This window comes from Enterobacter sp. SCRI0065, from assembly GCF_059766475.1.
Window position 1 is genome coordinate 1 of record NZ_JCBAJB010000016.1, and the last position, 26,520, is coordinate 26,520.

23 protein-coding genes, 2 tRNA genes and 1 pseudogene are annotated in these 26,520 nt (G+C 53.6%); 5 read left to right on the forward strand and 21 right to left on the reverse strand.

Annotation, left to right across the window (positions count from 1 at the left end; genetic code table 11):
* Positions 1–88: 88 nt before the first annotated feature.
* The 6 genes from AC6EMZ_RS22325 to proB form a co-directional block, all read right to left on the reverse strand.
* A complete protein-coding gene (locus tag AC6EMZ_RS22325; RefSeq protein WP_498405030.1) occupies positions 89–364 on the reverse strand; it encodes a hypothetical protein in 276 nt (91 codons plus the stop codon).
* Between the two features lie 108 nt (positions 365–472).
* Positions 473–673, reverse strand: coding sequence for a helix-turn-helix transcriptional regulator (locus AC6EMZ_RS22330; RefSeq protein WP_097514319.1), 201 nt, complete (start codon positions 671–673; stop codon positions 473–475).
* Between the two features lie 326 nt (positions 674–999).
* Positions 1,000–2,214 (reverse strand): tyrosine-type recombinase/integrase, encoded by a 1,215-nt coding sequence (locus AC6EMZ_RS22335; RefSeq protein ID WP_097514320.1) that lies wholly within the window; start codon positions 2,212–2,214, stop codon positions 1,000–1,002.
* Positions 2,215–2,389: 175 nt separating this feature from the next.
* Positions 2,390–2,465 (reverse strand) — tRNA-Thr (locus AC6EMZ_RS22340).
* 112 nt (positions 2,466–2,577) lie between these two features.
* Entirely contained in the window at positions 2,578–3,831 is a 1,254-nt protein-coding gene (gene proA / locus AC6EMZ_RS22345; RefSeq protein WP_498405031.1) for a glutamate-5-semialdehyde dehydrogenase, read from the reverse strand.
* 10 nt (positions 3,832–3,841) lie between these two features.
* Positions 3,842–4,945, reverse strand: coding sequence for a glutamate 5-kinase (proB, locus tag AC6EMZ_RS22350; protein ID WP_498405032.1), 1,104 nt, complete (start codon positions 4,943–4,945; stop codon positions 3,842–3,844).
* A 306-nt stretch (positions 4,946–5,251) separates the two neighbouring features.
* On the opposite strand from proB, the gene phoE reads away from it, so the two are divergent.
* Entirely contained in the window at positions 5,252–6,304 is a 1,053-nt protein-coding gene (gene phoE / locus AC6EMZ_RS22355; RefSeq protein ID WP_498405033.1) for a phosphoporin PhoE, read from the forward strand.
* 55 nt (positions 6,305–6,359) lie between these two features.
* Here phoE and crl read toward each other — a convergent pair.
* The 3 genes and pseudogenes from crl to gpt form a co-directional block, all read right to left on the reverse strand.
* A pseudogene (gene crl, locus AC6EMZ_RS22360) lies at positions 6,360–6,761 on the reverse strand (sigma factor-binding protein Crl).
* A 57-nt stretch (positions 6,762–6,818) separates the two neighbouring features.
* Positions 6,819–8,063 carry an esterase FrsA gene (frsA, locus tag AC6EMZ_RS22365; RefSeq protein WP_498405034.1) on the reverse strand — a complete coding sequence of 415 codons (1,245 nt, stop codon included), beginning with the start codon at positions 8,061–8,063 and terminating at the stop codon, positions 6,819–6,821.
* A gap of 106 nt (positions 8,064–8,169) precedes the next feature.
* Entirely contained in the window at positions 8,170–8,628 is a 459-nt protein-coding gene (gpt, locus tag AC6EMZ_RS22370; RefSeq protein WP_498405035.1) for a xanthine phosphoribosyltransferase, read from the reverse strand.
* A 260-nt stretch (positions 8,629–8,888) separates the two neighbouring features.
* On the opposite strand from gpt, the gene pepD reads away from it, so the two are divergent.
* Positions 8,889–10,346, forward strand: coding sequence for a cytosol nonspecific dipeptidase (gene pepD / locus AC6EMZ_RS22375; RefSeq protein WP_498405036.1), 1,458 nt, complete (start codon positions 8,889–8,891; stop codon positions 10,344–10,346).
* A 40-nt stretch (positions 10,347–10,386) separates the two neighbouring features.
* On the opposite strand, the gene dinB is transcribed toward pepD, so the two are convergent.
* Positions 10,387–11,445, reverse strand: a complete 1,059-nt coding sequence (dinB, locus tag AC6EMZ_RS22380) for a DNA polymerase IV (RefSeq protein ID WP_498405037.1) — start codon at positions 11,443–11,445, stop codon at positions 10,387–10,389.
* 236 nt (positions 11,446–11,681) lie between these two features.
* Here dinB and dpaA point away from each other — a divergent pair, with 236 nt between their 5' ends.
* Positions 11,682–12,422, forward strand: a complete 741-nt coding sequence (dpaA, locus tag AC6EMZ_RS22385; RefSeq protein ID WP_498405038.1) for a peptidoglycan meso-diaminopimelic acid protein amidase — start codon at positions 11,682–11,684, stop codon at positions 12,420–12,422.
* Here the strand turns inward: dpaA and AC6EMZ_RS22390 are convergent.
* Together AC6EMZ_RS22390 and lpcA are read right to left on the reverse strand one after the other, a co-directional pair.
* Positions 12,393–13,160, reverse strand: coding sequence for a class II glutamine amidotransferase (locus tag AC6EMZ_RS22390; protein WP_498405039.1), 768 nt, complete (start codon positions 13,158–13,160; stop codon positions 12,393–12,395). The two genes, dpaA and AC6EMZ_RS22390, sit on opposite strands and share 30 nt — an antisense overlap.
* A gap of 51 nt (positions 13,161–13,211) precedes the next feature.
* Positions 13,212–13,790 (reverse strand): D-sedoheptulose 7-phosphate isomerase, encoded by a 579-nt coding sequence (lpcA, locus tag AC6EMZ_RS22395; protein WP_154127537.1) that lies wholly within the window; start codon positions 13,788–13,790, stop codon positions 13,212–13,214.
* A 239-nt stretch (positions 13,791–14,029) separates the two neighbouring features.
* On the opposite strand from lpcA, the gene fadE reads away from it, so the two are divergent.
* Positions 14,030–16,474: an acyl-CoA dehydrogenase FadE gene (gene fadE, locus AC6EMZ_RS22400; RefSeq protein WP_498405040.1), complete on the forward strand. Its 2,445-nt coding sequence runs from the start codon at positions 14,030–14,032 to the stop codon at positions 16,472–16,474.
* Between the two features lie 108 nt (positions 16,475–16,582).
* The gene (locus tag AC6EMZ_RS22405) at positions 16,583–17,353 is read left to right on the forward strand and encodes an amidohydrolase (RefSeq protein WP_498405041.1); all 771 of its coding nucleotides are present in this window, start codon (positions 16,583–16,585) and stop codon (positions 17,351–17,353) included.
* A 53-nt stretch (positions 17,354–17,406) separates the two neighbouring features.
* On the opposite strand, the gene AC6EMZ_RS22410 is transcribed toward AC6EMZ_RS22405, so the two are convergent.
* From AC6EMZ_RS22410 to dnaQ, 9 genes are all read right to left on the reverse strand, one after another.
* Positions 17,407–19,008, reverse strand: coding sequence for a gamma-glutamyltransferase family protein (locus AC6EMZ_RS22410; protein ID WP_498405060.1), 1,602 nt, complete (start codon positions 19,006–19,008; stop codon positions 17,407–17,409).
* A gap of 9 nt (positions 19,009–19,017) precedes the next feature.
* Positions 19,018–19,893, reverse strand: a complete 876-nt coding sequence (locus AC6EMZ_RS22415) for an ABC transporter permease (protein ID WP_498405042.1) — start codon at positions 19,891–19,893, stop codon at positions 19,018–19,020.
* Positions 19,894–19,895: 2 nt separating this feature from the next.
* Positions 19,896–20,837 carry an ABC transporter permease gene (locus AC6EMZ_RS22420; protein WP_498405044.1) on the reverse strand — a complete coding sequence of 314 codons (942 nt, stop codon included), beginning with the start codon at positions 20,835–20,837 and terminating at the stop codon, positions 19,896–19,898.
* A 21-nt stretch (positions 20,838–20,858) separates the two neighbouring features.
* Positions 20,859–22,373, reverse strand: a complete 1,515-nt coding sequence (locus tag AC6EMZ_RS22425; RefSeq protein WP_498405045.1) for an ABC transporter substrate-binding protein — start codon at positions 22,371–22,373, stop codon at positions 20,859–20,861.
* Between the two features lie 2 nt (positions 22,374–22,375).
* Positions 22,376–23,458, reverse strand: a complete 1,083-nt coding sequence (locus AC6EMZ_RS22430) for an ABC transporter ATP-binding protein (RefSeq protein ID WP_498405046.1) — start codon at positions 23,456–23,458, stop codon at positions 22,376–22,378.
* Complete coding sequence (locus AC6EMZ_RS22435; protein ID WP_498405047.1) at positions 23,455–24,468, reverse strand: ABC transporter ATP-binding protein; 1,014 nt, start codon at positions 24,466–24,468, stop codon at positions 23,455–23,457. The genes AC6EMZ_RS22430 and AC6EMZ_RS22435 overlap by 4 nt, the downstream gene beginning before the upstream one ends.
* A complete protein-coding gene (locus AC6EMZ_RS22440) occupies positions 24,465–25,184 on the reverse strand; it encodes a FadR/GntR family transcriptional regulator (protein WP_498405048.1) in 720 nt (239 codons plus the stop codon). The genes AC6EMZ_RS22435 and AC6EMZ_RS22440 overlap by 4 nt, the downstream gene beginning before the upstream one ends.
* A gap of 382 nt (positions 25,185–25,566) precedes the next feature.
* Positions 25,567–25,643, reverse strand: a tRNA-Asp gene (locus AC6EMZ_RS22445).
* 130 nt (positions 25,644–25,773) lie between these two features.
* On the reverse strand, positions 25,774–26,502 hold the full coding sequence (gene dnaQ, locus AC6EMZ_RS22450; protein WP_498405050.1) for a DNA polymerase III subunit epsilon: 729 nt from the start codon (positions 26,500–26,502) through the stop codon (positions 25,774–25,776).
* Positions 26,503–26,520 lie beyond the last annotated feature (18 nt).

Below are 26,520 nucleotides of genomic sequence, written 5' to 3' on the forward strand. Positions count from 1 at the left end.
ATATAAATCTGACCTTTTGCTTAAGCTATTAATATTATTCATATAAAATCTCTAAACGCTATAAAATCCATTTTGAGCTATTTTATTTTTACATATAACAAATCATAATGGCCTCTGTATGCATGCACATTATATTTATTCTAACCTCTTCAAAATCTATATATCTATGCTGACTTTGATCAATGCTCTTCTTCGTTTTATCAATAATCTCATCGTAAACGGTTTCCATATAGTATGTGTCAGTAAATAGATCGAATACTTCATTAGCAGGCTTCGCGAGTACTTTCTTGGTAAAGCGAGAGTATTCTAACAATGCTGTAAGTTCTGCTGAGTTCTGACTATTACATTTATTTTCTTTTTTCATTTCTGGTTCCTTATTTAATCGTTAAGTAAATATCCCCCTACACTTTCATGTATTATTTAATAGGGATTGTTATATTTTATATTGCTTTTACATACTACCCATATATTATTATGCTGCTGTATTGCGTGATGAATAGATCAGTTGTTCAATCCATTCATCAATCTCACTTTCAATAAAGGCACAGGCTCTTATTCCAATCTTAATCGGCTTCGGAAAATCACCCTTACTAATAAGTCTATAGATCCATGCTTTGCTAAATCCTGTTTTATTCATCACTTCTGGCAAGCGAATAAGTTTTCTTGTTGTCATATATTTCTCCGTTGTTGTTTTGATGAATGTAGTATCTTCAGATCGCTTATGACGTTCAACCCTCGGAAAATCAGAATTGAACTCGAATTGAGTGTTTTTCATACAAAAACAGATGAAATGGCGGAAGAGCTGTCACTGGGCGGGATGTAGAGCGATTTAGCAATAAGTGCTATTTATTTTCCTAATTTAAGGTATTTTATAATTTTCATATTAATCAATTAGTTAATAAACATCAGTTTAAATTCTGACTTAATTCTTATCTGCATTAGCCAAGAAAAAGGGCTATGCCCGTTAAGACATAACCCTTCTTTCATCAGCAGTTATCCTTACCCACGCCGATTAAACGTTCCCTGTACGACATTACCGCCTTTCTCAAGGCTTACCATGTAGTCGGCATACCATTGCAGCATCTCGCGTCTGCCATCGAGATATTGCGCATGGTTGTAGGTGCCACGGATAGCATTCTTATCAACATGGGCTAGTTGGGTTTCAATCCATGCGGTGTTGTAGCCCTGTTCATGAAGAACGGTGCTCATGGTATGACGGAAGCCGTGACCCGTAACCCGTCCTATATAGCCTATTCGCTTAAATACCTGATTGATACTGGCTTCGCTCATGGTCTTACTTGGATCATTGCGGCCCGGAAACAGCAAAGGGAATTGTCCCGTCATTGCTCTGATCTTTTCGATAATGGCTAACGCTTGGGTAGATAGCGGGATGATATGAGGACGGCGCATTTTCATGCGTTCAGCAGAAATTTCCCATAGCGCTTTCTCGGAATCGATTTCCGACCATAAGGCACCACGCAATTCACCCGTTCTTAGGCCAGTAAGGATCAACAATCTCGCTGCCAACACCATCAATTCACTACCAGAGTAGCCAGCAAGGGCTTTAAAGAAGGCAGGAAGCTCTTCGGTGGTCAGGAACGGGTAATGTGTAGATTCATGCCCCTGCATGGCACTGGTGAGATCAGGCGCAGGATTATACTCGGCTCTGCCTGTCACGATGGCATAGCGAAACACTTCACCACATCGTTGGCGCACTTTCTTTGCTTTCTCTGTTGCACCTCTGGCTTCGATCTTTTTAAGCACATTAAGAAGCTCTAATGGCTTAATGTCCGCAATAGGCCGTTGACCAAGAAAAGGAAAAATATCTTTATTGAAAGCTTCGAGAATGTCAGAGGCATACCCAACTGACCATTTTTTCACTTTCATGCTGTGCCATTCGAGCGCAATTTGCTGAAAGGTGTTTTTGATCTGCGCTTCACGCTCAGCTTTATGTTCTTTCTTAAGCTCTAAAGGATCGATACCCCCAGCGATACCTTTTCGAGCTTCATCACGTTTTGCTCTGGCATCAGCCAAAGACACATCGGGATATACCCCCAGCGCCAATAACTTTTCCTTTCCATCGATACGATACTTTAAACGCCAGTAGCGTGACCCGTTAGTTTTAACCAATAAGTAGAGGCCACCACCATCAGCCATCTTGTAGGGTTTATCTTTGGGCTTGGCAGTCTCGACCTGTCTGGCATTGAGCTTCATCTGGGGGTATCTCCTTTAGACCGAACAGCGAATACCCCCATTGATACCCCCAACTCACCGTAGATTTCTGTGAACGTGAGTAGACGAGCAGAGACAACAAGGGCCGTGAAACCGCGTATTATAAGGGTTTAAAGGGTATTTGAGTAGACTTAAGGAGACGTTAAAATAGGTAGGATGGTGCCGATAATAGGAGTCGAACCTACGACCTTCGCATTACGAATGCGCTGCTCTACCAACTGAGCTATATCGGCCCTGAGAGGCCAGTTACGAATGTAACCACGGGGCAGAAGGTTAGATCTAACGGGGTGATGCGTCAATGGCCTTGTGAATCAAGTGCCTAATTTTGCATCACCCCCGTTTTATTTACGCACGAATCGTATCATCGCCGAAGCCGATCCACTTGTAAGTGGTCAGCGCTTCTAGTCCCATCGGGCCGCGCGCATGCAGTTTTTGCGTACTAACGGCCACCTCTGCGCCTAAGCCAAACTGCCCGCCATCGGTAAAGCGGGTGGAGGCGTTGACGTAAACCGCTGACGAATCCACTTCGTTGATAAAGCGATCGGCATTGCGCAGGGTGCGGGTCAGAATGGCATCAGAATGCTGCGTACCGTGTTCACGAATGTGCGCAATCGCGTCATCCAGATCGGCTACAATCTTCACGTTCAGATCCAGCGACAGATACTCGTCGTCGTACTGTTGCGCTTTTACTGCTTCCACTTTCGCCGGGCCATCCTGCAACAGTGCCAGCGCGCTGGCCTCTGCGTGCAGCGTCACGCCGCTCTCGGCCATCTGCTGACTCAGCGCAGGCAAGAACGTATCCGCAATACCCTGATGTACCAGCAGCGTTTCAACGGTGTTGCAGGTGCTTGGACGTTGCGTTTTAGCATTAACGATAATGTTGAGCGCAGGCGCAATCTCTGCGCTGTCATCCACCACGATATGACATACGCCGATACCGCCGGTGATCACCGGGATGGTGGACTGCTCGCGGCACAGCTTGTGCAGGCCCGCGCCGCCACGTGGGATCAGCATGTCGATGTATTTGTCCATGCGCAGCATTTCGTTCACCAACGCGCGGTCCGGGCTTTCAATTGCCTGCACGGCTCCCGCGGGTAGACCACACTCTTCGAGCGCCTGCTGAATGACTTTCACGGTTGCGGCGTTGGTGCGCCAGGTCTCTTTACCGCCGCGCAGGATGGCGGCGTTGCCGGTTTTCAGGCACAGAGAGGCCACGTCAACGGTCACATTCGGACGCGCTTCATAAATCACGCCTACCACGCCGAGCGGCACGCGACGACGTTCAATGCGTAAGCCGCTGTCGAGCAGCCCGCCGTCGATCACTTGTCCGACAGGATCGGCCAGATTGCATACCTGGCGCACGTCGTCGGCGATGCTTTTCAAGCGCGCAGGGTTCAGTGCCAAACGGTCGAGCATCGCGTCGCTCAGACCATTTTCACGCGCCTCTGCTAAGTCTTGCTCGTTAGCTCGTAAAATCTCAGCGGATTGCGCTTCCAGATAATCAGCGATTTTTTCCAGCACGTGGTTTTTCTCACGACTGGAAAGGAGCGCCAGTTTGTAAGAGGCGGCTTTCGCAGCAGCGCCCATCTGTTCCAGCATGTTTAGCTCCTTAGCGAATAATCATATCGTCGCGATGAACGGCGACCGGGCCATATTCATAGCCCAGAATGGTGTCGATTTGCTGCGAGTGATGACCCGCAATGCGGCGTAGCGCGTCGCTGTTGTAGCGGCAGACACCGTGGGCGATGTCGCGACCTTCCAGATTACAGATGCGAATCACTTCACCACGAGAGAAGTTACCTGTCACGCTTTTAATCCCTTTCGGAAGTAATGAACTCCCTCGTTCCAGAATCGCCGCGGTGGCACCTTCGTCCACGGTGATTTCACCGGCAGGCGGTGCGCCAAAGATCCAGCGTTTGCGGTTTTCTAACGGCGAGGCGACGGCGTGGAAACGGGTGCCGACAGCAATGCCTTCCATCACATCACCAATCACACCCGGGCGGCTGCCCGCGGCAATGATAGTGTCGATACCGGCACGACAGGCGACATCAGCGGCCTGTAGTTTGGTGCCCATCCCTCCTGTGCCCAGGCCCGATACGCTGTCACCGGCAACGGCGCGCAGCGCGTCATCGATACCGTGAACATCTTTGATCAGCTCTGCCAGCGGGTTGTTACGCGGGTCAGCGGTGAAAAGCCCCTGCTGATCGGTTAGCAGCAGCAATTTGTCGGCTCCGGCAAGGATCGCCGCCAGCGCGGAAAGATTGTCGTTATCGCCAACTTTGATTTCTGCGGTGGCAACCGCGTCGTTCTCGTTGATCACCGGGACGATGTTGTTATCCAGCAGCGCACGCAGGGTATCGCGCGCGTTCAGGAAACGTTCTCTGTCTTCCATGTCAGCGCGCGTCAACAGCATCTGACCGATGTGAATGCCATAAATCGAGAACAGCTGTTCCCACAGTTGAATCAGTCGGCTTTGCCCCACGGCGGCCAGCAGCTGTTTGGAGGCGATCGTCGCGGGGAGCTCGGGGTATCCCAAATGCTCACGTCCGGCAGCGATTGCCCCGGATGTGACGATCACGATGCGATGACCTGCGGCATGAAGCTGTGCGCACTGGCGGACAAGTTCAACAATGTGGGCGCGATTAAGGCGGCGCGATCCGCCTGTTAAAACACTGGTACCGAGTTTTACTACCAGCGTCTGGCTGTCACTCATGATTCTCTGCCATTCAACAATAAGGGAAAATGATGTCAATCAGACTTTTTAACAGGACTCAGCACCGTTGCCAACTGCCGTAGCACATAGCACGATAATTTGTTGCGCGGGATCAGGAAGCGTAGCGGCAGATGTTGACAGTTTTATTACTGAAAAAATAAATCATACTTTTTTAAACATATTCTTACTTTGTCATAAAACGTTCACCCACAGACGATAAAACCCTTCCTGTTTTTCACGGGGTAATAAGTCGAATCTTATTGCTCAGCGAATATTAGCGCGTTTTATAAAACATCAGGATTGAAAATGAAAAAGAGCACTCTGGCATTAGTGGTAATGGGCGTTGTTGCTTCCGCATCTGTTCACGCAGCTGAAGTTTATAATAAAGACGGAAACAAACTGGACGTGTATGGCAAAGTAAAAGCCATGCATTATCTCAGTGATGACGACGCTAAAGATGGTGACCAGACCTACGTTCGTTTCGGCTTCAAAGGCGAGACCCAGATTAACGATCAACTGACCGGTTACGGTCGTTGGGAAGCTGAATTTTCCGGCAACAAAGCCGAAAGCGATTCCACTCAGAAAACCCGTCTGGCATTTGCTGGCCTGAAGCTGAAAAACTACGGTTCATTCGACTATGGTCGTAACCTGGGCGCGCTGTACGATGTTGAAGCCTGGACCGATATGTTCCCGGAATTCGGCGGTGACTCTTCTGCTCAGACGGATAACTTCATGACCAAGCGCGCCAGCGGCCTGGCGACTTATCGCAATACCGACTTCTTCGGCGCGATCGATGGCCTGGACATGACTTTGCAGTATCAGGGTAAAAACGAAGGTCGTGAAGCGAAGAAACAAAACGGCGACGGCTTCGGTACCTCTCTGAGCTATGATTTCGGCGGCAGCGATTTCGCCGTCAGCGGCGCTTACACCAACTCTGACCGTACCAATGCTCAGAATCTGCTGGCACGTGGCGAAGGTGAAAAAGCCGAAGCCTGGGCGACCGGTCTGAAGTATGACGCGAACGATATTTACCTGGCGGCCATGTATTCTGAAACGCGTAATATGACCCCAATTTCTGGTGGTTTTGCGAATAAATCACAAAACTTCGAAGTGGTCGCACAATATCAGTTCGACTTCGGTCTGCGTCCATCCCTGGGTTATGTCCAGTCTAAAGGCAAGGATATTGAAGGGATGGGTGACCAGGACCTGGTGAAATACATCGACGTGGGCGCGACCTATTATTTCAACAAAAATATGTCCGCGTTTGTTGATTATAAAATCAACCAGCTGGATGACGATAATCAGTTGGGTATTAGCAGCGACGACATCGTGGCTGTGGGCATGACCTACCAGTTCTAATATTGCGGCAAAAAAATACCCGGCACGAAAGTCGCCGGGTTTTTTATTGTACGATTTAAGCGGAGAGCTTTACCTTTTGGTTGGTAAAGTCATCAGCGGGCTCGAGCTTAAGTTCGAAGGTCGCCAGCAGCACACGCGCTTTTTCGTGGAATCCGCGCAGCGTTTACTCAAGACGTTCGACAACTTCCTTATCCTTGATGGTGGTTGTTTGCCAGTGGCCTGCTTTATTGAACAAGCCAAAATGATAGCTGTAAGTGAAGCGTTTCTCTTCAGCTTCCATTTCCATCCACCATCCCCAGAACTCACGCTCTTCCGGAGCAGGTTGCACGTTGACGCAAACAGCCAGGCAGTCGAAAAAAAAGCGATTCTCTTCACACTGCTCTTCTCGGATATACGGGCCAAGAGCCATGAACTTCTTAATCAGTCTACTTTTCGGGTGTCCACTCGGTAACGTCATTGCGATCTCCTTTTGTGAGTCCACTGTTTTACCAAACCATCAAAATTTAGCAATCTCTTAACACAATCTCTGATAGATCCAACGCGTAATCTCTTGCAAAGCCTTGTCAAAATTCTGATACACCGGGCTAAACGGCACCTCAAGCAGTTTGCCATCCGAAGATGACGAAGTGATTAAGCGGGACTCTTCTTCTGGGCTAAAGGGATCGTTTTTCCAGAAACCTGACAGCATTGGCGTCGGACAGCGACGTCCAAGCAAGCCCTGCGTTTTTAACGAGTAGCGATTGAGTTCCACCCGCAGCGCTTCATCTGATGCATCATGCATGCCAAGACGGCTTGCCAGCACGTCCAGATACATCTCGGGCACGTCGCTCTGACGCTGAGGGTCGCTTAACAGCGCGTGTACTACAGGGCCAAGACATGCAACGGCTTTAAGCCGCGAGGATTCCAGATAAGCCAGACGTACCGCGACGTTTGCCCCAAAACGGAAACCAAAAGCCGCCACACGGGTGTGATCCACCCAGGGGATGTTTTCCAGCGCTTTCAGCGCATGCTGATGAAGGATGCTGGAGTCCTGCGTCAATTTCCATTTCGAAGAAAAACCAATGGACGGCATGTCTAACGTCAGCATCGCGATCCCTTTTGGTGCGAAATAACGTTCAAACAGGCTGTAAAAGTCAATTTGCAGGGAGTCCAGACCGCCACACATCAGCACGGTTGGGAACGGCCCGTCGCCAGGCGGCATGTGCAGGAAGCCGGTCACTGGCGCGCCGCCGGGGATGGTGAATTCAATTTCACGCATATTGCAGGACAAACGCTGCGCCGCTTCTTCATACGCGCGGTTGGCCAGCGCCTGGGCTTGTTCAGCCAGATCGTCACCCTTCAGATGGGGATAAGCGGCGATGCTGTAGAGATTGGCGGCATGTAGCCAATGCTGTCCACTGAGGGCGGCATCCTCTTCCTGGGTCGCCTTTTGCTGCCACACCATGGCCTGAGTTGCCCATTCGTAGATCCAGTTTCCACCGCGATAGCCCACGACCGTATCGTAGAGTTCGCTGTCGGTGCGCTCGGCATCACTCATTACGATGCGCGCCTGCACGTCCAGAATTTCACGGGGATCGATTCCGCGCCAGATCCACATCAGGCGGTTAATCATGCGGTACCAGTGCGGCACGTTTTTACCGTCCAGCGCGGACTGTACCGAAGGCGGAGTGCCGGGGTTAAACCGACGCACCAGCGTCGAAGTTTCCGGGTGCTTGAAACGGGGTTTGAACAGGGTCTCGCTAAGATTCGCCTGGGTCATTGCGCGTAGCCTCCATGAATACATGTCATAGAAGCTATTGTAACCCGCCGGGCGCTAAATAAAACAACGCCCGGCATAACCGGGCGTGTAAAGTTACGTCTGAAAATTAACGGCCTGAAATGGGCGGTACAAAGACCACGCCCATATCCCACGGCTGTTCAATCCAGGTGTCCTGCGGGATATCAATCACGTAGTCATCCACCAGCGGTTGCCCGGCAGGTTTCGCAAAGATAGTGACGAAATGCGCTTTAGGATACATATCGCGAATCGCAACAGCAGTACCACCGGTATCGACCAGATCGTCAATCACGATAAAGCCTTCTCCGTCGCCTTCGGCGCGTTTCAGCACGGTCAGCTCACGCTGGTTATCGTGGTCATAGCTAGAGATGCATACGGTATCAACATGACGAATACCCAGCTCACGTGCCAGCAGCGCCCCCGGTACCAAACCGCCACGGCTAACGGCGATAATGCCCTTCCACTGTTCAGAAGGCATCAGGCGCGCGGCCAGTTTGCGGGCGTGAATCTGCAACATGTCCCAGGTGACGATGTACTTTTCGCTCATGTGAAGTGTCCCAGCCTGTTTATATACGGCTTAAAAAGTGTTCGAGGGGGAAATAGGTTGCGCGAGATTATAGAGATCTGACGCACTAAAAACCAGTGTTTAGCGGCGCAGGCCGGAGTTTTTACGTGCTTAATGCTAGCAGCAGACGGAGAAAGTGGTATTCTCGACCTTATCTCGCAAGCCCGACTTGTGGTAACAATCAATCTGCTAACCCTGTGACCTGCAAGCGTGTTTGCAGCGCCACGACAAGGAGACTCATCGTGTCTGAACTGTCTCAATTATCTCCACAGCCGCTGTGGGATATTTTTGCCAAAATCTGTTCCATCCCTCACCCGTCCTATCACGAAGAACAGCTTGCCGAACATATTATGGGCTGGGCGAAGGAAAAAGGCCTGCACGCTGAACGCGACCAGGTTGGCAATATTCTGATTCGTAAAGCGGCGACCGCAGGTATGGAAAACCGCAAACCGGTTGTGCTTCAGGCGCACCTGGACATGGTGCCGCAGAAGAATAACGACACCGACCATGACTTCACTAAAGATCCGATTCAGCCGTACATCGACGGCGAGTGGATTAAAGCGCGCGGCACGACGCTGGGCGCAGATAATGGTATTGGCATGGCGTCCGCGCTGGCCGTACTGGCTGACGATCGCGTTGAGCATGGTCCGCTGGAAGTGCTGCTGACCATGACCGAAGAAGCAGGTATGGACGGCGCATTTGGTTTGCAGGCCAACTGGCTGCAGGCTGACATCCTGATCAACACCGACTCCGAAGAAGAAGGTGAGATCTACATGGGTTGCGCTGGCGGTATTGATTTTATCTCTACCCTGCCGCTCACGCGTGAGGCGATTCCTGCTGGTTTCCAGACCTTTAAGCTCACGCTGAAAGGCCTGAAAGGCGGTCACTCCGGTGGCGATATTCATTTAGGCCTGGGCAACGCTAACAAGCTGCTGGCGCGCTTCCTGGCGGGTCATGCGGACGAGCTGGACCTGCGTCTGGTTGATTTCAATGGCGGTACGCTGCGTAACGCTATCCCGCGCGAAGCTTTCGCCACCGTTGCCGTTGCCGCGAATAAAGCCGATGCGTTGAAAAACCTGTCTAACGCGTATCTGGACATCCTGAAAAACGAACTGGCCGCGAAAGAGAAGAACCTGACTGTGGTTCTGGAAGCGGTATCCAGCGACAAAGCAGCGCTAACTGCGCAGTCTCGCGATAGCTTTGTTCAACTGCTGAATGCCACCCCGAACGGCGTGATCCGTAACTCTGACGTCGCGAAAGGCGTGGTCGAAACCTCCCTGAACGTGGGCGTAGTGACCATGACAGACGACAGCGCAGAAATAATCTGCCTGATCCGTTCTCTGATCGACAGCGGTAAAGAGTACGTGGTGAGCATGCTGGAATCTCTGGGCAAATTGTCCGGCGCGGAAACCTCCGCTAAAGGTAGCTACCCAGGCTGGCAGCCGGACGCAAGCTCTCCGGTGATGGCGCTGGTGCGCGAGACCTATCAGCGTCTGTTCAACAAGACCCCTAACATTCAGGTGATCCACGCAGGGCTGGAATGCGGTCTGTTCAAAAAGCCGTACCCGAATATGGATATGGTTTCCATTGGGCCAACCATTACCGGTCCACACTCTCCGGATGAGCAAGTGCATATCGAAAGCGTGGGCCATTACTGGACGCTGCTAACCGAACTGCTGAAAGCGATTCCTGCGAAGTAATCTGTCTTTTGATGCCCGGTTCACAGCCGGGCATTTTCTTTTATAGCCCCAGCACCAGCTGGCGCTCTAGCTGCGGATCCAGCAGCGTGACATGCAATCCCACCAGCCGCACTCCCCGTCCGCCCCGCCGCTCTTCCCATGCCTTTCTCGCCGTGGCGATCAGATCGTCTTTATTGAGGCGCGGCCAGACGTGCTCCTGAGTCGTTTGCTGAAAGTCATTAAATTTTAGCTTCACACCCTGACGAGCAATCAGCAGATCCGGCTTCACCTTTAACAGGCGTCGCTCCAGCTCCGGGTAAAGCTGCTCCACGATAATCGTCTCGCATTCCGTCCAGTCATGAATATCGTCCAGCAGCGTGCGCTCAACGCCCACCGATTTACGCAGACGTTCACTGTTAACGTCGCGCTCATCAATACCCTGACTACGCTCCCACAGCACGCGCCCGAACTTACCGAAGCGCTTGAGCAGCATGGCCAGATCGCTGTTTTGCACATCTTCACAGGTGCGCAAGCCCATGCCTTCGAGCTTTGCCGCAGAGACTTTACCCACGCCGGGTATTTTGCCAAGCGGCAGCGTTTTGACAAATGCCGCCACCTGTTCTGGCGTAATCACATACTGGCCGTTGGGCTTGTTTAAATCGGAGGCGATTTTGGCAAGAAATTTCACCGGGGCGATGCCCGCCGATGCGGTGAGATTAAGCTCATTCTGGATGGTCTGACGGATTTCCTGCGCCATCAGCGTGGCGGAGCCATGGCAGTGCAGGCTATCGGTCACGTCGAGATAGGCTTCGTCCAGCGAGAGCGGTTCAATGAGCGAGGTATAGCGGGAGAAGATTTCCTGAATACGGACCGATGCCTCTTTATAAGCATCAAAGCGGCCCGGCAGCAGCGTGAGATGAGGGCAGAGCTTAAGAGCCATTGCCGTAGGCATGGCGCTACGCACGCCAAATTTGCGCGCCGGATAATTAGCGGTACTGATCACCCCACGCTTCACGCGGCTGCCGCCAATAGCGATCGGGATATCCCGCAGCGCCGGATTATCTCGCATCTCCACGGCGGCAAAAAAGCAGTCCATATCAACATGGATTATTTTGCGCATAGTAAGCCCTCACTCATTACTGGTTAAGTATACAGTAATGAATTCGCCGAGGTGAAGAAATTACACGAAGCGGATAAATACCTTTATTAAAGAAAACTAATTTGTAAACTCATCCATTCACGCTTGCGAAAAAATGCAGCGATGCTAATGTGAGCGCCCCTAACCAGATAATTCTGATTTCGGGTCTCTTTTGCCGTCCTGGCAAGTTGGTTTAGCTTTATCAAGGAACTTGTAGTATGCGTAAAATCGCATTGTTCATTGCGATGCTTCTGATGCCGTGTCTTTCGTTTGCTGGGCTGCTTAGCAGCAACAGTTCAACCACGCCGGTAAGCAAAGAATATAAACAGCAGTTAATGGGATCGCCGGTCTACATTCAGATATTCAAGGAAGAACGCACGCTCGATCTGTTTGTGAAAATGGGCGAGACTTACCAGCTACTTGATAGCTACAAAATCTGTAACTATTCCGGTGGCTTGGGTCCAAAACAGCGCCAGGGCGATTTCAAAAGTCCGGAAGGGTTTTACACCGTTCAGCGCAATCAGCTCAAACCCGACAGCCGCTTCTATAAAGCCATCAATATTGGTTTTCCGAATGCCTATGACCGTGCACACGGTTACGACGGCAAATACCTGATGATCCACGGTGCCTGCGTGTCTATTGGCTGCTATGCCATGACGGACGGCGGTATCGATGAGATTTTCCAGTTTGTCACTGGCGCACTGGTGTTTGGTCAGGCGGGCGTGCAGGTGAGCATTTATCCGTTCCGGATGACCGATGCCAACATGCAGCGTCACAAGTTCTCGACCTACTCGGAGTTCTGGAAACAGCTAAAACCGGGTTATGACTATTTTGAGCAAACGCGTAAACCACCAACCGTTTCGGTGGCAGATGGACGTTACATCGTCAGCAAACCGCTGAGTCACGAGGTCGTCCATCCACAGCTGGCATCAAACTACTCGGTCCCCGAGACAAAATAAGACCCACTCGCCTGGCATGATTTTTTGCCAGGTTTCATTGCCCGTCAGGGGTTGAGTGGCGATAACCGTGACCACATCGTTGGGTGTGGTTTCGGTTTGAAAATCAATTTCCACGTCCTGATCGAGCAGCTTGGCCACGCCAAACGGCGCACGACGCGTGATCCAGAAGAGATTGGTCGAACAGAACGCCATCACATATCGCCCATCTGACAGCAACATGTTAAAGACCCCCTTCTCACGTAACTCACACGCCAGCGTCCCGATGTATTTGAACACCGAAGCCATGTTGCTCGGGGTACGTGGATAGCGCTCGACCAGCTTATGCAGCAACCAGCAAAACGCTTTTTCACTGTCGGTCTCACCTACCGGGCGGAAATTACCGGTTTGCAGGCTTTTGTAGCCCGTCAGTTGCCCATTGTGCGCGTAAGTCCAGTTGCGTCCCCACAGTTCGCGGGTAAAAGGATGGGTATTTTCTAGCGCCACTTCTCCGCGATTCGCCTGACGAATATGCGCGATAACCGAACGGGATTTGATGGGATAATCCTGCACCAGTTTGGCAATCGGTGAGTTAAAGCTGGGCTGTGGATCTTTGAACGTGCGACAGCCTTTCCCTTCGTAGAAGGTGATGCCCCAGCCGTCTTTATGCGGCCCGGTTCCTCCACCGCGCTGGACCAGCCCGGTGAAACTAAAGCAGATATCGGTTGGCACATTGGCGCTCATCCCGAGCAGTTCGCACATGTCTTACCTCCACAACAGCGGGGAGACGGGATACGCCTCCCCAGCGAAGTCTTACTTAACCATCTCTTTTTCAATCAGCTGAATCAGAATATGAATCACTTTGATGTGAATTTCCTGCACGCGATCGGCATAGCCAAAATGCGGTACACGAATTTCGATATCCGCTGAACCGGCCATTTTACCGCCATCTTTCCCGGTCAGGGTGATGACCTTCATGCCCTTCTCACGCGCCGCTTCGATTGCTTTGATCACGTTCGCAGAGTTGCCAGAGGTGGAGATCCCGAGCAGAACGTCGCCTTCACGACCGACCGCTTCAACGTAACGAGAGAAGATATGGTCATAACCAAAGTCGTTACCAACGCAGGAGATGTGGCTAACGTCAGAAATCGCAATCGCCGGGTAGCCTGGACGGTTTTCACGGTAGCGACCGGTCAACTCTTCGGCAAAGTGCATAGCATCACAATGGGAGCCGCCATTACCGCAGGAGATGACTTTACCGCCTGCTTTGAAGCTGTCCGCCAGCAGAACGGCTGCGCGCTGAATCGCATGAATATTGGCTTCATCTTTCAGAAAGTTAGCCAGCGTTTCCGCCGCTTCGTTCAGTTCGTTACGAATAAGATCCTGGTACATGAGGATAATCCTTCAGTATTGATGAAATAACACAGTGGAGTGTACCGGATAGCGTGAAAAGCGAGAAGCTAAAGCCATGCGAATCCTTCGGCGTTTTGATTATTCGTGCCTGCTAAAACCTGAACAATGTGAACCAGGTTGTAATTACTTTGTGAATATATTGCTAAAAGAAATAACATCCACTACAACCATATCATCACAAGTGGTCAGACCTCCTACAAGCAAGGGAGCTTTTCTTTATGATGATTTTGAGCATTATCGCAACCGTTGTTCTGCTCGGTGTGCTGTTTTATCACCGCGTAAGTTTATTACTGAGTAGCCTGATTTTACTGGCCTGGACCGCTGCGCTTGGCTTTGCGGGCCTGTGGAATATCTGGCTTGTGCTGCCGCTGGCTATCATCCTGCTGCCGCTCAACTTACCGTCAATGCGCAAATCGATGATTTCGGCTCCCGTCTTCCGTGGCTTCCGTAAAGTGATGCCGCCGATGTCACGTACCGAAAAAGAAGCTATCGACGCAGGCACCACCTGGTGGGAAGGCGATCTGTTCCAGGGTAACCCGGACTGGAAAAAGCTGCACAACTATCCTCAGCCGCGTTTAACGGCTGAAGAACAAGCCTTTATTGACGGCCCGGTTGAAGAAGCCTGCCGCATGGCGAACGACTTTGCGATCACCCACGAGATGGCCGACCTGCCGCCAGAGCTGTGGGCGTATCTGAAAGAACATCGTTTCTTCGCGATGATCATTAAAAAAGAGTACGGCGGGCTGGAGTTCTCTGCTTACGCTCAGGCTCGCGTGTTGCAAAAACTGGCGGGCGTGTCCGGTATTCTGGCCATCACCGTCGGCGTACCAAACTCGTTAGGCCCAGGCGAATTGCTCCAGCATTACGGTACTGAAGCGCAGAAGAATCACTACCTGCCACGCCTGGCGCGCGGCCAGGAAATCCCTTGTTTCGCGCTAACCAGCCCGGAAGCAGGCTCCGATGCGGGTGCGATTCCCGATACCGGCGTCGTCTGCATGGGCGACTGGCAGGGCCAGCAGGTGCTGGGTATGCGCCTGACCTGGAACAAGCGCTATATCACGCTGGCACCTATCGCCACCGTATTAGGGCTGGCGTTTAAACTTTCTGACCCGGAAAAACTACTGGGCGGCGAAGAAGATCTGGGCATTACCTGTGCGCTGATCCCCACGTCCACTCCCGGCGTTGAAATTGGCCGTCGCCACTTCCCGCTGAACGTGCCATTCCAGAACGGTCCGACCCGCGGTGAAGATATCTTTGTGCCGATCGATTACATCATCGGCGGGCCAGCGATGGCTGGTCAGGGCTGGCGCATGCTGGTGGAATGTCTGTCGGTGGGTCGCGGCATTACGCTGCCGTCCAACTCAACCGGCAGCCTGAAATCAGTGGCAATGGGGATTGGCGCTTACGCCCATATTCGCCGTCAGTTCAAAATCTCTATCGGCAAGATGGAAGGTATCGAAGAGCCGCTGGCGCGTATCGCAGGCAATGCCTACGTTATGGATGCTGCCGCTTCCTTGATTACCTACGGCATTATGCTCGGTGAAAAACCAGCGGTCCTGTCGGCCATCGTGAAGTATCACTGTACCCACCGCGCACAGCAGTCAATTATTGATGCTATGGATATCGCTGGCGGTAAAGGCATTATGCTCGGCGAAGGTAATTTCCTGGCACGCGGCTATCAGGGTGCGCCGATTGCCATCACCGTTGAAGGGGCCAACATTCTGACCCGCAGCATGATGATCTTCGGTCAGGGTGCCATTCGCTGTCATCCGTACGTTCTCGAAGAGATGGCGGCTGCGCAAAACAATGACGTCAACGCGTTCGATAAGCTGCTGTTCAAGCATATCGGCCACGTTGGCAGCAATAAAGTACGCAGCTTCTGGCTTGGCCTGACGCGCGGCTTAACCAGCTCAACACCAACCGGTGATGCGACCCGTCGCTATTATCAACATCTTAACCGTCTGAGCGCCAACCTTGCGCTGCTGTCGGACGTGTCAATGGCGGTACTGGGCGGTAGCCTCAAGCGTCGCGAACGTATCTCCGCGCGTTTGGGTGATGTGTTAAGCCAGGTGTTCCTCGCCTCCGCGACGCTGAAACGCTATGACGACGAAGGCCGTCATGAAGCCGACCTGCCGCTGGTGCATTGGGGCGTTCAGGATGCGTTATACAAAGCAGAACAGGCGATTGACGATCTGCTGGCAAACTTCCCGAACCGCTTTGTTGCAGGTGCCCTGCGCGTGGCAATCTTCCCGACCGGTCGTCATCATCTGGCACCGTCCGATAAGCTGGATCATAAGGTGGCGAAGATCTTGCAGATCCCAAGTGCGACTCGCTCCCGTATTGGTCGTGGTCAGTACCTGACGCCAAGCGAGCACAATCCTGTTGGTCTGCTGGAAGAAGCGCTGCTGGATGTGATGGCCGCCGATCCGATTCATCAGAAGATCTGCAAAAAGCTGGGTAAAAACCTGCCGTTTACGCGTCTGGATGAACTGGCTAAACAGGCACTGGCCGCTGGCACCATCGACCAGAATGAAGCTGCCGTACTGGTGAAAGCGGAAGCGAGCCGTCTGCGCAGTATTAACGTCGATGACTTTGAGCACGATGAGCTGGCGACTCAGCCGGTAAAGATGCCGGAGAAGGTCCGCAAACCTGAGGCAGCATAAGCCGCTCCGCTCCCGTCAACCCCGCCTCGTGCGGGGTTTTTTATTGCCACATTTTCTCTTTACCGCGTGCTACAGTGTAAAAATGCTGTTCAACGAGGAGTCCGTACTGTGCCTGGCTTGAAGATGACGATTTTACAACAACCGCTGGTGTGGATGGATGGCCCGGCCAACCTGCGCCATTTCGATCGCCAACTGGAAGAGATTACCGGGCGCGACGTAATTGTTCTGCCGGAGATGTTCACCACGGGCTTCGCAATGGAGGCGGCTAAGCAGTCGTTGCCGCAGGATGAGGTGGTGGCCTGGATGCACACGAAGGCGCAGCAGACTAATGCACTCATTGCCGGTAGCGCCGCGCTGCAAACGGAGCGTGGCCCGGTGAACCGTTTCCTGCTGGTTGAACCCGACGGCACGCTGCACTTTTACGACAAACGTCACCTGTTCCGCATGGCGGATGAGCATCATCATTACGAAGCGGGTAACGAGCGTGTGGTCTTTGAGTGGCGCGGCTGGCGCATTCTGCCGCTGGTCTGTTACGACCTGCGCTTCCCGGTGTGGTCACGCAACCGCAACGATTATGATCTGGTGCTGTACGTCGCCAACTGGCCAGCACCGCGTTCGCTGCACTGGCAGGCGCTGCTGACGGCGCGCGCCATTGAAAATCAGGCTTATGTGTTGGGCTGCAACCGGGTCGGCACCGACGGTAACGGACATCACTACCGTGGCGACAGCCGGGTGATTAACCCGCAGGGGGAGATTATCGCCACCGCCGAGCCGCATCAGGCCACGCGCATTGACGCCGAGATTTCGCTGACGGCACTAAAAGAGTATCGGGAGAAGTTTCCTGCCTGGCAGGATGCGGATCCGTTCAGTATTGGGTGAATAAAAGCCGGGTGGCAGTTCAATACGCCTTACCCGGCCTACATTTCACGTTCTCAGCTCACTAACGCCTGCCCATCTTTACGGCTTTCTGTCGCGGCGACGTAGTGCCCTTCAGGCATGCGGTATATCACCTGCGCCCCACCAAAGTTGTAATCCTGGAGCGGATCTTCCACCACAATCTGGTGCCCACGCTCGCGCAGCGCCGCAATGGTATTGCGATCAAACGTCGATTCCACGATCACTTCTCGCCCTTGCACCACGCGCCAACGAGGCGCATCAATGGCAGCCTGCGGATTTTGTCCGTGCAGCATAATGCGCAGCGCCATTTGCATATGCCCTTGCGCCTGCATCGGACCGCCCATTACGCCAAAGGACATCAGCGGCTTACCGTTTCCGTCCATCGCAAAGCCTGGAATGATGGTGTGGAAAGGACGTTTGCTGCCCGCCAGCGCGTTCGGATGTTTGGGATCGAGCACAAAGCCACAGCCGCGGTTTTGCAGGCTGATGCCCGTATCCGGAACCACGACCCCTGAACCAAAGCCCATAAAGTTCGACTGAATAAACGACACCATCATGCCGCTCGCATCCGCAGTAGAAAGATACACCGTGCCGCTCTGAGTCGGCGAACCGTAGGTGAAATCAGAGGCTTTATCAGGGTCGATCAGCGCCGCGCGCGATTTCAGATAGGCATCGCCCAACAGTTCTTTCGCCGCGAACTCCATGTGTTCTTCGTCCGCTACATAGCGATCAAGATCCGCCAGCGCCAGCTTCATCGCCTCGATGGACAGATGTAGCGACTCGACGGAATCCGGGTGGTGGCGCTCAATACCGGTCTGCTCAAGGATGCCCAGCGCAATCAGCGTGGCAATGCCCTGACCGTTTGGCGGTAGCTCCTGCACCGAGCCGCCCGCAAAGTCGCGCGACAGCAGCTCAACCCAGTCGACGCGATGGTTAGCCAGATCGTCTGTCGTCAGATGCGCGCCGTGTTCTTTCGCAAAGGCTGCGATTTTTTCCGCCAGCTCGCCACGGTAAAATGCTTCGCCGTTGGTTTTGGCAATCAGCTCCAGCGAGTTGGCCTGCGCCGGGTTACGGAAGATTTCCCCAACGCGCGGCGCACGGCCTTCCGGTGCAAAGCAGGCGCTAAAGCCAGGCTGATCTTTCAGCTTGTTGTAGCCACGCTGCCACAGGTGGCCAATCAGCGGCGAAACCGGGAAACCGTGACGCGCATATTCGATAGCGGGCTGCGCCAGCGTGGTGAGCGGCAACGTGCCAAAGCGCTCTGCCAGCGCAACCCAGCCTGAGACCACACCCGGTACGGTGACGGCATCCCAGCCCAGTTCGGGCACAGCGGTTTGACCGGCAAAGAGATCCGCATGCCAGCTGGCAGGCGATCGGCCCGAAGCGTTCAGACCATGTAATTTCTCGCCATCCCAAATAATGGCAAACGCATCGCTGCCAATGCCGCAGCCGGTAGGTTCTACCACGGTCAGTGCCATGGCGGTAGCAATCGCTGCGTCCACGGCGTTACCGCCCAGCTGGAGCATACGCATACCGGCCTGCGCCGCCAGCGGCTGGGAGGTCGCAACCGCGTTATGCCCCATCATCGGTGGGCGTCGTGAATCATAGCCGGTGGTAAAATCGAGCGCTTTGGTCATCATGACTCCTTAGTCGTGGCGCGGATCGAGCGCATCGCGCAGCCCGTCGCCGAGTAAATTAAAGCCCTGCACCGCCAGGAAGATGGCAACGCCCGGGAAAACAGACATCCATGGCGCCTGCTCCAGAAAACCTTTTGCCGTGTTGAGCATTGAGCCCCACGAAGGATTGGGCGGCTGCTGCCCCAGCCCCAGGAACGAAAGGCTGGCTTCAGCAATAATGGCCGATGCAATGGCAAGCGTAGCCTGCACCAGAATCGGCGACATCACGTTTGGCAAAACGTATTTAATGATGATCCAGCGATCCGGCAGGCCAATCGCCCGCGCGCCGTCGATGTACTCTTCGTTGCGAATGGCGATGACCTGGCCGCGCGTCAGGCGAGCAAAGATCGGCATCGCCGATAAACCAATGGCGATCATTGCATTAGTCAGGCTCGGGCCAAGAAAAGCCCCCAGCGCGATCGCCATGATCAGAAACGGACAGGCCAGCAGCGCTTCAATAAATCGCGAAATGATCCCGTCCCAAATGCCCTGGAAATACCCGGCCACCAGCCCCAACGGCACACCAATCACGACAGCGATCACCACCGACATGCAGCCCGCCATTAGCGAGGTTCGTGCGCCCCAGATAATGCGTGAAAGAATATCCCTGCCCAACTCATCCGAGCCAAACCAGAACAGTTCAGACGGCGGTTTACGCACTGCCAGAAAATTGGCTTTCACGGGATCAAACGGCGCAAGCCACGGGGCCAGCAATGCAATGACGATAAAGATGCCAACAATCACCGCGCCAATGACTGCACTTTTATTGGCGAGGAATTTCTTCAGCACCCGGTTTTGCGCACGCGGCAGGGCCGCAGCAACGTTTTGAGTCGCCAGTTCAGCCATGATTAACCTCGCATTTTCGGGTTGATGAGAACGTAGAGCACGTCGGCCAGCAGGTTCAGCAGCAGGAAGCCGATCGCCACGATCAACACGACACCCTGCACTACCGCATAATCACGGTTGAATACCGAATCGACGATCATCTTGCCAAAGCCTGGAATAGTGAAGACCTGCTCGGTCAGTACCGCCCCGCCCAGCAGCTCGCCAAACAGCAGCGTGGTGAGGGTGATTACCGGCACCAGCGCATTGCGAAAGGCGTGCTTAAGGATCACCGCTTTTGGCAGCAGGCCTTTCGCCCGGGCGGTACGAATGTAATCCGCTTTGAGCACCGCAATCATCGAGGCACGCGTGTGGCGCATCAGCGTGGCCGCGAGGCCAGTACCGAGCACCGATGCTGGCAACAGCAGCGTGCGCAGGTTTTGCAACGGATCTTCACTGAACGGCACAAAGCCAGACGCGGGTAGCCATTGCAGATTGACCGAGAAAACTAAGATCAGCAGGATCCCCAGCCAAAAGTGCGGTATCGAGATCCCTGAGATCGCCACAAAGTTCGCCCCGTGATCGACCCAGCTATTTTTGTTCACCGCCGCGAGGATCCCCATCCCAATACCGAACACCAGCGCAATAATCATCGCCAGCAGCGAAAGCTCCATCGTGACCGGTAGCTTACTGGCGATCAGCTGCGTGACCGGTTCATGGGTGCGTAAGGAGACACCAAGATCGCCCTGTAATGCGCGGGTGAGCCAGTCGAAATACTGGACTGGCAATGGCGCATCCAGGTTTAGCTCCGCGCGCAGCTGGGCGATGACCGCCGGGTCTCGCTCTTCCCCCGCCATGGCGATCAGCGGGTCGCCGGGCAGCAGCTTTTGCAGCCCAAAGACCATCATGCTCACCAGCAGCAGGGTCGGGATCGCCAGCAGCAGGCGTTTACAAATCAGTTCCAGCATGGTTTCTCCTCGCGCCCTTTGTTACTTCGCCAGCGTTAAACCCGCAACGCGCACAATGCCGTCCGGATAAGGCTTGAAGCCTTTAACGCTCTTATTCAACCCAAAGATACGTGGCTCAAAGTAGAGGTAAGCGATAGGCATATCGGCCTGCAGTTGGTTAACCACTTTGTTGTAAAGCGGCTGACGGACGGCGGGATCGGTGCTCAGGCGAGCCTGAGTCAGCCATTCGTCTACCTGCGCATTGCTGTAGCGCCCGTCGTTAAGGTTGCCTTTGCTGTTAATAAAGCCGTAAATGCTGCCGTCCGGATCCGGACGACCGGACCAGCCTGAGAAGCTCAACTGATAGTCACCGCTTTGCTGGCGATCCAGCAGCGTGGCGAACTCGGTCATCTGCAGGTTGAGGTTAAAGCCCGCTTCCGCGACCATCGCCTGCAATACCTGTCCGACCTGCTGTGACGTTGGGTTGTTAGGCACCAGCAGATTGACGTTCAGCGGAGCAGTAATACCCGCCGCCTTCAACAGCGTTTTCGCTTTTTCGACGTCGCGAGCAGCAACTGGCACCTTAACGTGATACGGGCTGACGGGTGAAAAGGCCTGGTTTGCAGGGGTGTAAAGCCCTTCAAATACCACCTGATTCAACGCATCACGATCGATCGCCAGCGAGAAGGCCTCGCGCACGCGCGCATCCTTGAACGGATCGTTTGCCGGGACTTTGCCGTTGTTGATATTGAACGTGATGCCCTGATAACCCAGCCCGGTGACTTTCGCCAGTGTCAGCTTGCTATCAGCTTCGACCGTTTTGACATCGCTGGCGGCAACGCCTTCCGTCAGATCCAGATCGCCCGCGCGCAGGTTTGCCAGACGCACGGAGGCATCCGGGATCGGCAGGTAGATGATTTTATCGAAGTGGTAAGCGTCTTTGTTCCAGTAGTTGTCAAAACGGCTGAGCACAATTCGGTCCTGCGAGACGCGGCTGTCAAATTTGTACGGGCCGGAGCAAACGGGATGCGCAGCAAAGTCCGGTTTTTTCGCGGCTTCAGGTGCCATCATTGCCCCGGCACGATCGGTCAACTGCATCAGCAGCGCCGCGTCTGGCGTTTTCAGGTGCAGCACGATTTGCGTCGGGCTTTTCACTTCTACCGATTCGATAGAGGAGATTTCGCTTTTACGCAGTGAGCCTTTCAGGGTGAGCGCGCGGTCGAGATTGTATTTTGCGGCTTCGGCATCGAATTTTTCGCCGTCGTGAAAGGTCACGCCCTCACGCAGGTTCATGGTCAGGGTTTTACCGTCATCGCTCCAGGACCAGTCTTTCGCCAGACCCGGTACCACTTTTAGGTTTTCATCCACGTCCACCAGCCTGTCGCACAGCGAGGCAAACACGAAGCGGCCATAGTAGGTGCGCGCCAAATGGGGATCGAGCATATCTGGATCGGCACCCAGACCAATTCGCAGGACGCTTTCTGAGTGCGCGGGGAGCGCCGCGCCCAGCAACATAACACTTCCCAGTACGGTCAAAAGAGAATTACGCATTGTCATTATCATGAGTTCCTTGCAGGAAGAGACGAGAGAGTTGCCGCATGTTCAAACAGCGCGCGGCGGCGCAAAAATGCTGCGGATGGCGGTGCTATCTGGATAACACTGCGATCGCGGTTGATCTCCTGCCAGCGATGGCAGGCGACCTGACGTCCGCCTTCCAGAACCTGATCAATGGGTTCTACCTGGCGGCATTCATCCGTGACGTAAGGACAGCGGGTGTGAAAACGGCACCCGGTGGGTGGGTTTGCCGGATTGGGCAGATCGCCTTGTAGCAATGGCGCATCGCGCTGCGCGCCCGGCTGCATTTGCGGCGCGGAGGCAATCAGTGCCTGAGTGTACGGATGTAGCGGAGCGTCAAATATTTCATCGACGGTCGCCAGCTCGACAATTTGCCCGAGATACATCACCGCCACGCGGTCGCTCATATGGCGAATCACCGCCAGGCCGTGAGCAACGATCACCATCGTCAGCCCTAACTGGTGCTTCAGGCTTTCCAGCAGGTTCACCACCTGCGCCTGAACGGAAACATCCAGCGCTGAAACCGGTTCATCGCCCAGCAGCAGTTTTGGCCCGGAGGCCAGCGCGCGGGCAATTCCGATACGCTGACGTTGCCCACCGGAAAACTCGTGCGGGTAACGCCCGGCCCAGGCGGCAGGAAGACCGACGGTTTTTAACAGCTCCGCGACGCGGTACTGGCGGTCGGCTTTTTTCATATTCTGATGGAGCCACAGCGGTTCACCGACGATTTGTTCCACCGTCATGCGCGGGTTCAGCGAGGCAAACGGATCCTGAAAGATGATTTGCAGCTCACGACGCAGCTGGTTCAGGCGAGAGCCAGAGGCCTGCGTGATCTCCTCGCCCTGGTAAAACACACGCCCTTCGGTAGCCGCTAACAGACGCAGCAGCAATCGTCCAAGTGTCGATTTGCCAGAGCCGGACTCGCCAACGATCGCCAGCGTTTCGCCGGGCATGACCGAGAGCGATACTCTGTCGACGGCGGTGACAAAACGGGCGGGAGAAAAGAGCTTTTTAGGACCTGGAAAATGTTTGCTCAGGTCGCGCGCTTCAAGAATAGGTATGGTCATGCGATTTCTCCCAGCGCGATGTGTTGCTCAAGCGGTACGCGGAAACAGGCAACCTGATGGCCTGTTCCAGGTGTGGTGAGCGGCGGTTTTTCATCATGGCAACGCGTCAGCGCAAAGGGACAGCGGGTCGCGAAACGACACCCTTTGGGCATGGACTCAGGCAGTGGCACTGAGCCAGGGATGGTCGAAAGCTGACCTTTCCGCGCGCCCAGCGACGGAATGGATCCCATCAGACCGATAGTGTAAGGATGCTGTGGGTCGGCAAATATCGCCTCGACGCTCCCCTGCTCGACCACCTGGCCGGCATACATCACCGCCACCTGCTGAGCCACTTCCGCCACGACGCCGAGATCGTGAGTGATCATCAGTACGGCAGTACCGGTCTCAGCTTTAAGGGTGTTGAGAAGTGACAGAATTTGCGCCTGAATAGTCACGTCGAGCGCGGTTGTCGGTTCGTCAGCAATCAGCAGACGCGGGTGGTTAATGAGCGCCATGGCGATCATAACGCGCTGGCGCATGCCCCCGGAGAGCTGATGCGGGTAAGATTTCAGGCGCATTTCTGGCGCAGGAATTTGGACTTTTTCAAGGATTTGTCGCGCAACGGCCATTGCCTCGGTGCGCGACATCTTTTGATGGCGGATAACGGCTTCACTGAGCTGGTCACCGAGGGTAAAGGCCGGATTGAGTGAGGTCATCGGCTCCTGAAAAATCATGGCCAGCTCGTTCCCCCGGAGATCGGCATACTCTCGTGGTGAGAGCTTGCGCAGATCGTGGCGGCGGAACTGCATGTCGCCACTCACAATTTGTGCGCTGGCTGGCAGGAGCCCCATCAGTGCCAGGGAGGTGATACTTTTGCCGCAGCCAGATTCGCCCACCAGCGCCAGCGTCTCTCCCGCCTGGACGGTCAATGAAATACCATCGAGCACACTGACCGGCGATCCGGCGAACTTCACGTTAAGATTGTGCAGGCGAAGGACCGGCGCGGCTTCCTTAAAAGGGATCGTCGTCATAGCAGGGAATCATCCTCAAGGTTGATGGCCTGAATCAGGGCGGTTTGCAGGGTGAGCAGATGCTCGCGCATAGCGGCGGCGGCTTCGTTAGGCTGGCGATTGATTATCGCCATCATGATTTTGTCGTGATGATCGTTGTAGTGATCGACGCGTTCGGGCGTTCGCGCCAGCTCACGTAGATGTTGCCAGCCGGGGTCGCGCCTGACGGCGTCAATGGCATCGAATAATCCGAGCATCAGGCGATTACCGGCAGCCTCGGCAATCGCGCGGTGAAAAGCGCTATCCCAGAGTTCGTTGAGGTCGCGGTCATCCGGGCTGACCTTATTGATGCGTTCCAGCATACGCTGCATCAGCGCGAGGTTTTCCCTGGTGGCACGCAGTGCCGCAAGCCGGGCTAAGCCGGGTTCGAGCTGTAGACGAGCCTCCATGACTTCCAGCAAATTGGTTTGCTGAACCAGACCCTGAAGGGCCAGCGGTTCAACAGGCGCAGCGGGACCAATGAAGGTCCCTTTGCCCTGCTTGCGCCAGATACGCCCCTCCTCCTCCAGCACGTCCAGCGCACGACGAACTTCACGTCGTCCTACGCCGAGTGTTTCCGCTAACTCACGTTCAGTGGGCAGCGGATTGCCTGGTGTTGACTCATGCTGGTGGATAAGACCGCGCAACTGCTCAAGCGCGGTACTGGAATTTGCCAGAAACCGTGACGGTTTTTCCATATTGGTTCGCCTGCTGTCATCATTACTTTATTTTTATTAACAATAAGTTATTGATATAGACAAATACTTATTGCCCTAATGATTAAGCAATTCCTGAACCAATTAGACATTGGTTCAGGAATTTTCTGAGAAACCATAAGTAAGTCGATGATTAAGAGAGGATTATTTTTACAGAAATGTTACATAGGGAAATGATTAGGAAAGAATTAATTAACAAAATTGCACAATAAAAGGGCAATGGATGCACCATAAACGAACAATTGTTAATTAATTGCACTATTGACATTAAGTTTTTGTTAACTAATTACGGAGGTAAGATAAGAAAGAAGCGAGGGCTGAAATGACGAAAGCCTGAATCATTTCTGATTCAGGCTTTCTAATGTGGCGGAACGGACGGGACTCGAACCCGCGACCCCCTGCGTGACAGGCAGGTATTCTAACCGACTGAACTACCGCTCCACTGTGTTCCCTTGGGAACGATGCGAATATTAAGGTTAGCCTTTGATCTCGTCAACGCTTTTTCTCAATATTTGAATCATTTGCTGCAAATTTCACCCATGCGCTGCATTAATCAGCGTGACCCGATGATCTAGGCTCGCCACAGGCAGCTCCCGCCCTTCTTCTGAACCAAATCAAGACGCGATTCGTGGTTAAGCAGCTCTTCATCGCTGGCTAAAATCACCCGCAGACGATTGGCTTGACGTACTACGCGCTGAATTCCGGTACTTCCCTGCTGCTGGGCGTCGTTTTCTGAACTGAATGCCATGGAAGTTTGTCCACCGGTCATGGTCAGATAAACATCGGCCAGAATCTGGGCATCGAGCAGTGCGCCGTGCAGCGTACGTTTAGTGTTGTCTATTTCATAACGAGAGCAAAGTGCATCGAGGCTGTTACGCTTGCCGGGGAACATCTTCCTCGCCAGCGCCAGGCTATCGGTCACTTTACAAAAGGTATTCGTTTTCGGAATGCCGCGATTCAGCTTGCTGAACTCGTAGTCCATAAAGCCGATATCAAACGAAGCGTTATGGATGACCAGCTCAGCGCCACTGATGTACTCCATGAATTCATCGGCGACCTCCGCAAAGGTCGGCTTGTCTATCAGAAACTCATCCGCAATACCGTGAACGCCAAACGCTTCCGGATCCACCAGCCGATCGGGCTTGAGGTAAACGTGGAAGTTATTGCCAGTCAGGCGGCGATTGATCACTTCGACAGCACCGATCTCAATGATCTTGTGCCCTTCATAGTGCGCGCCGATCTGATTCATACCGGTGGTTTCGGTATCAAGGACGATCTGTCGTGTAATTGCAGTGCTCATATCGGTCATTTATGTCAG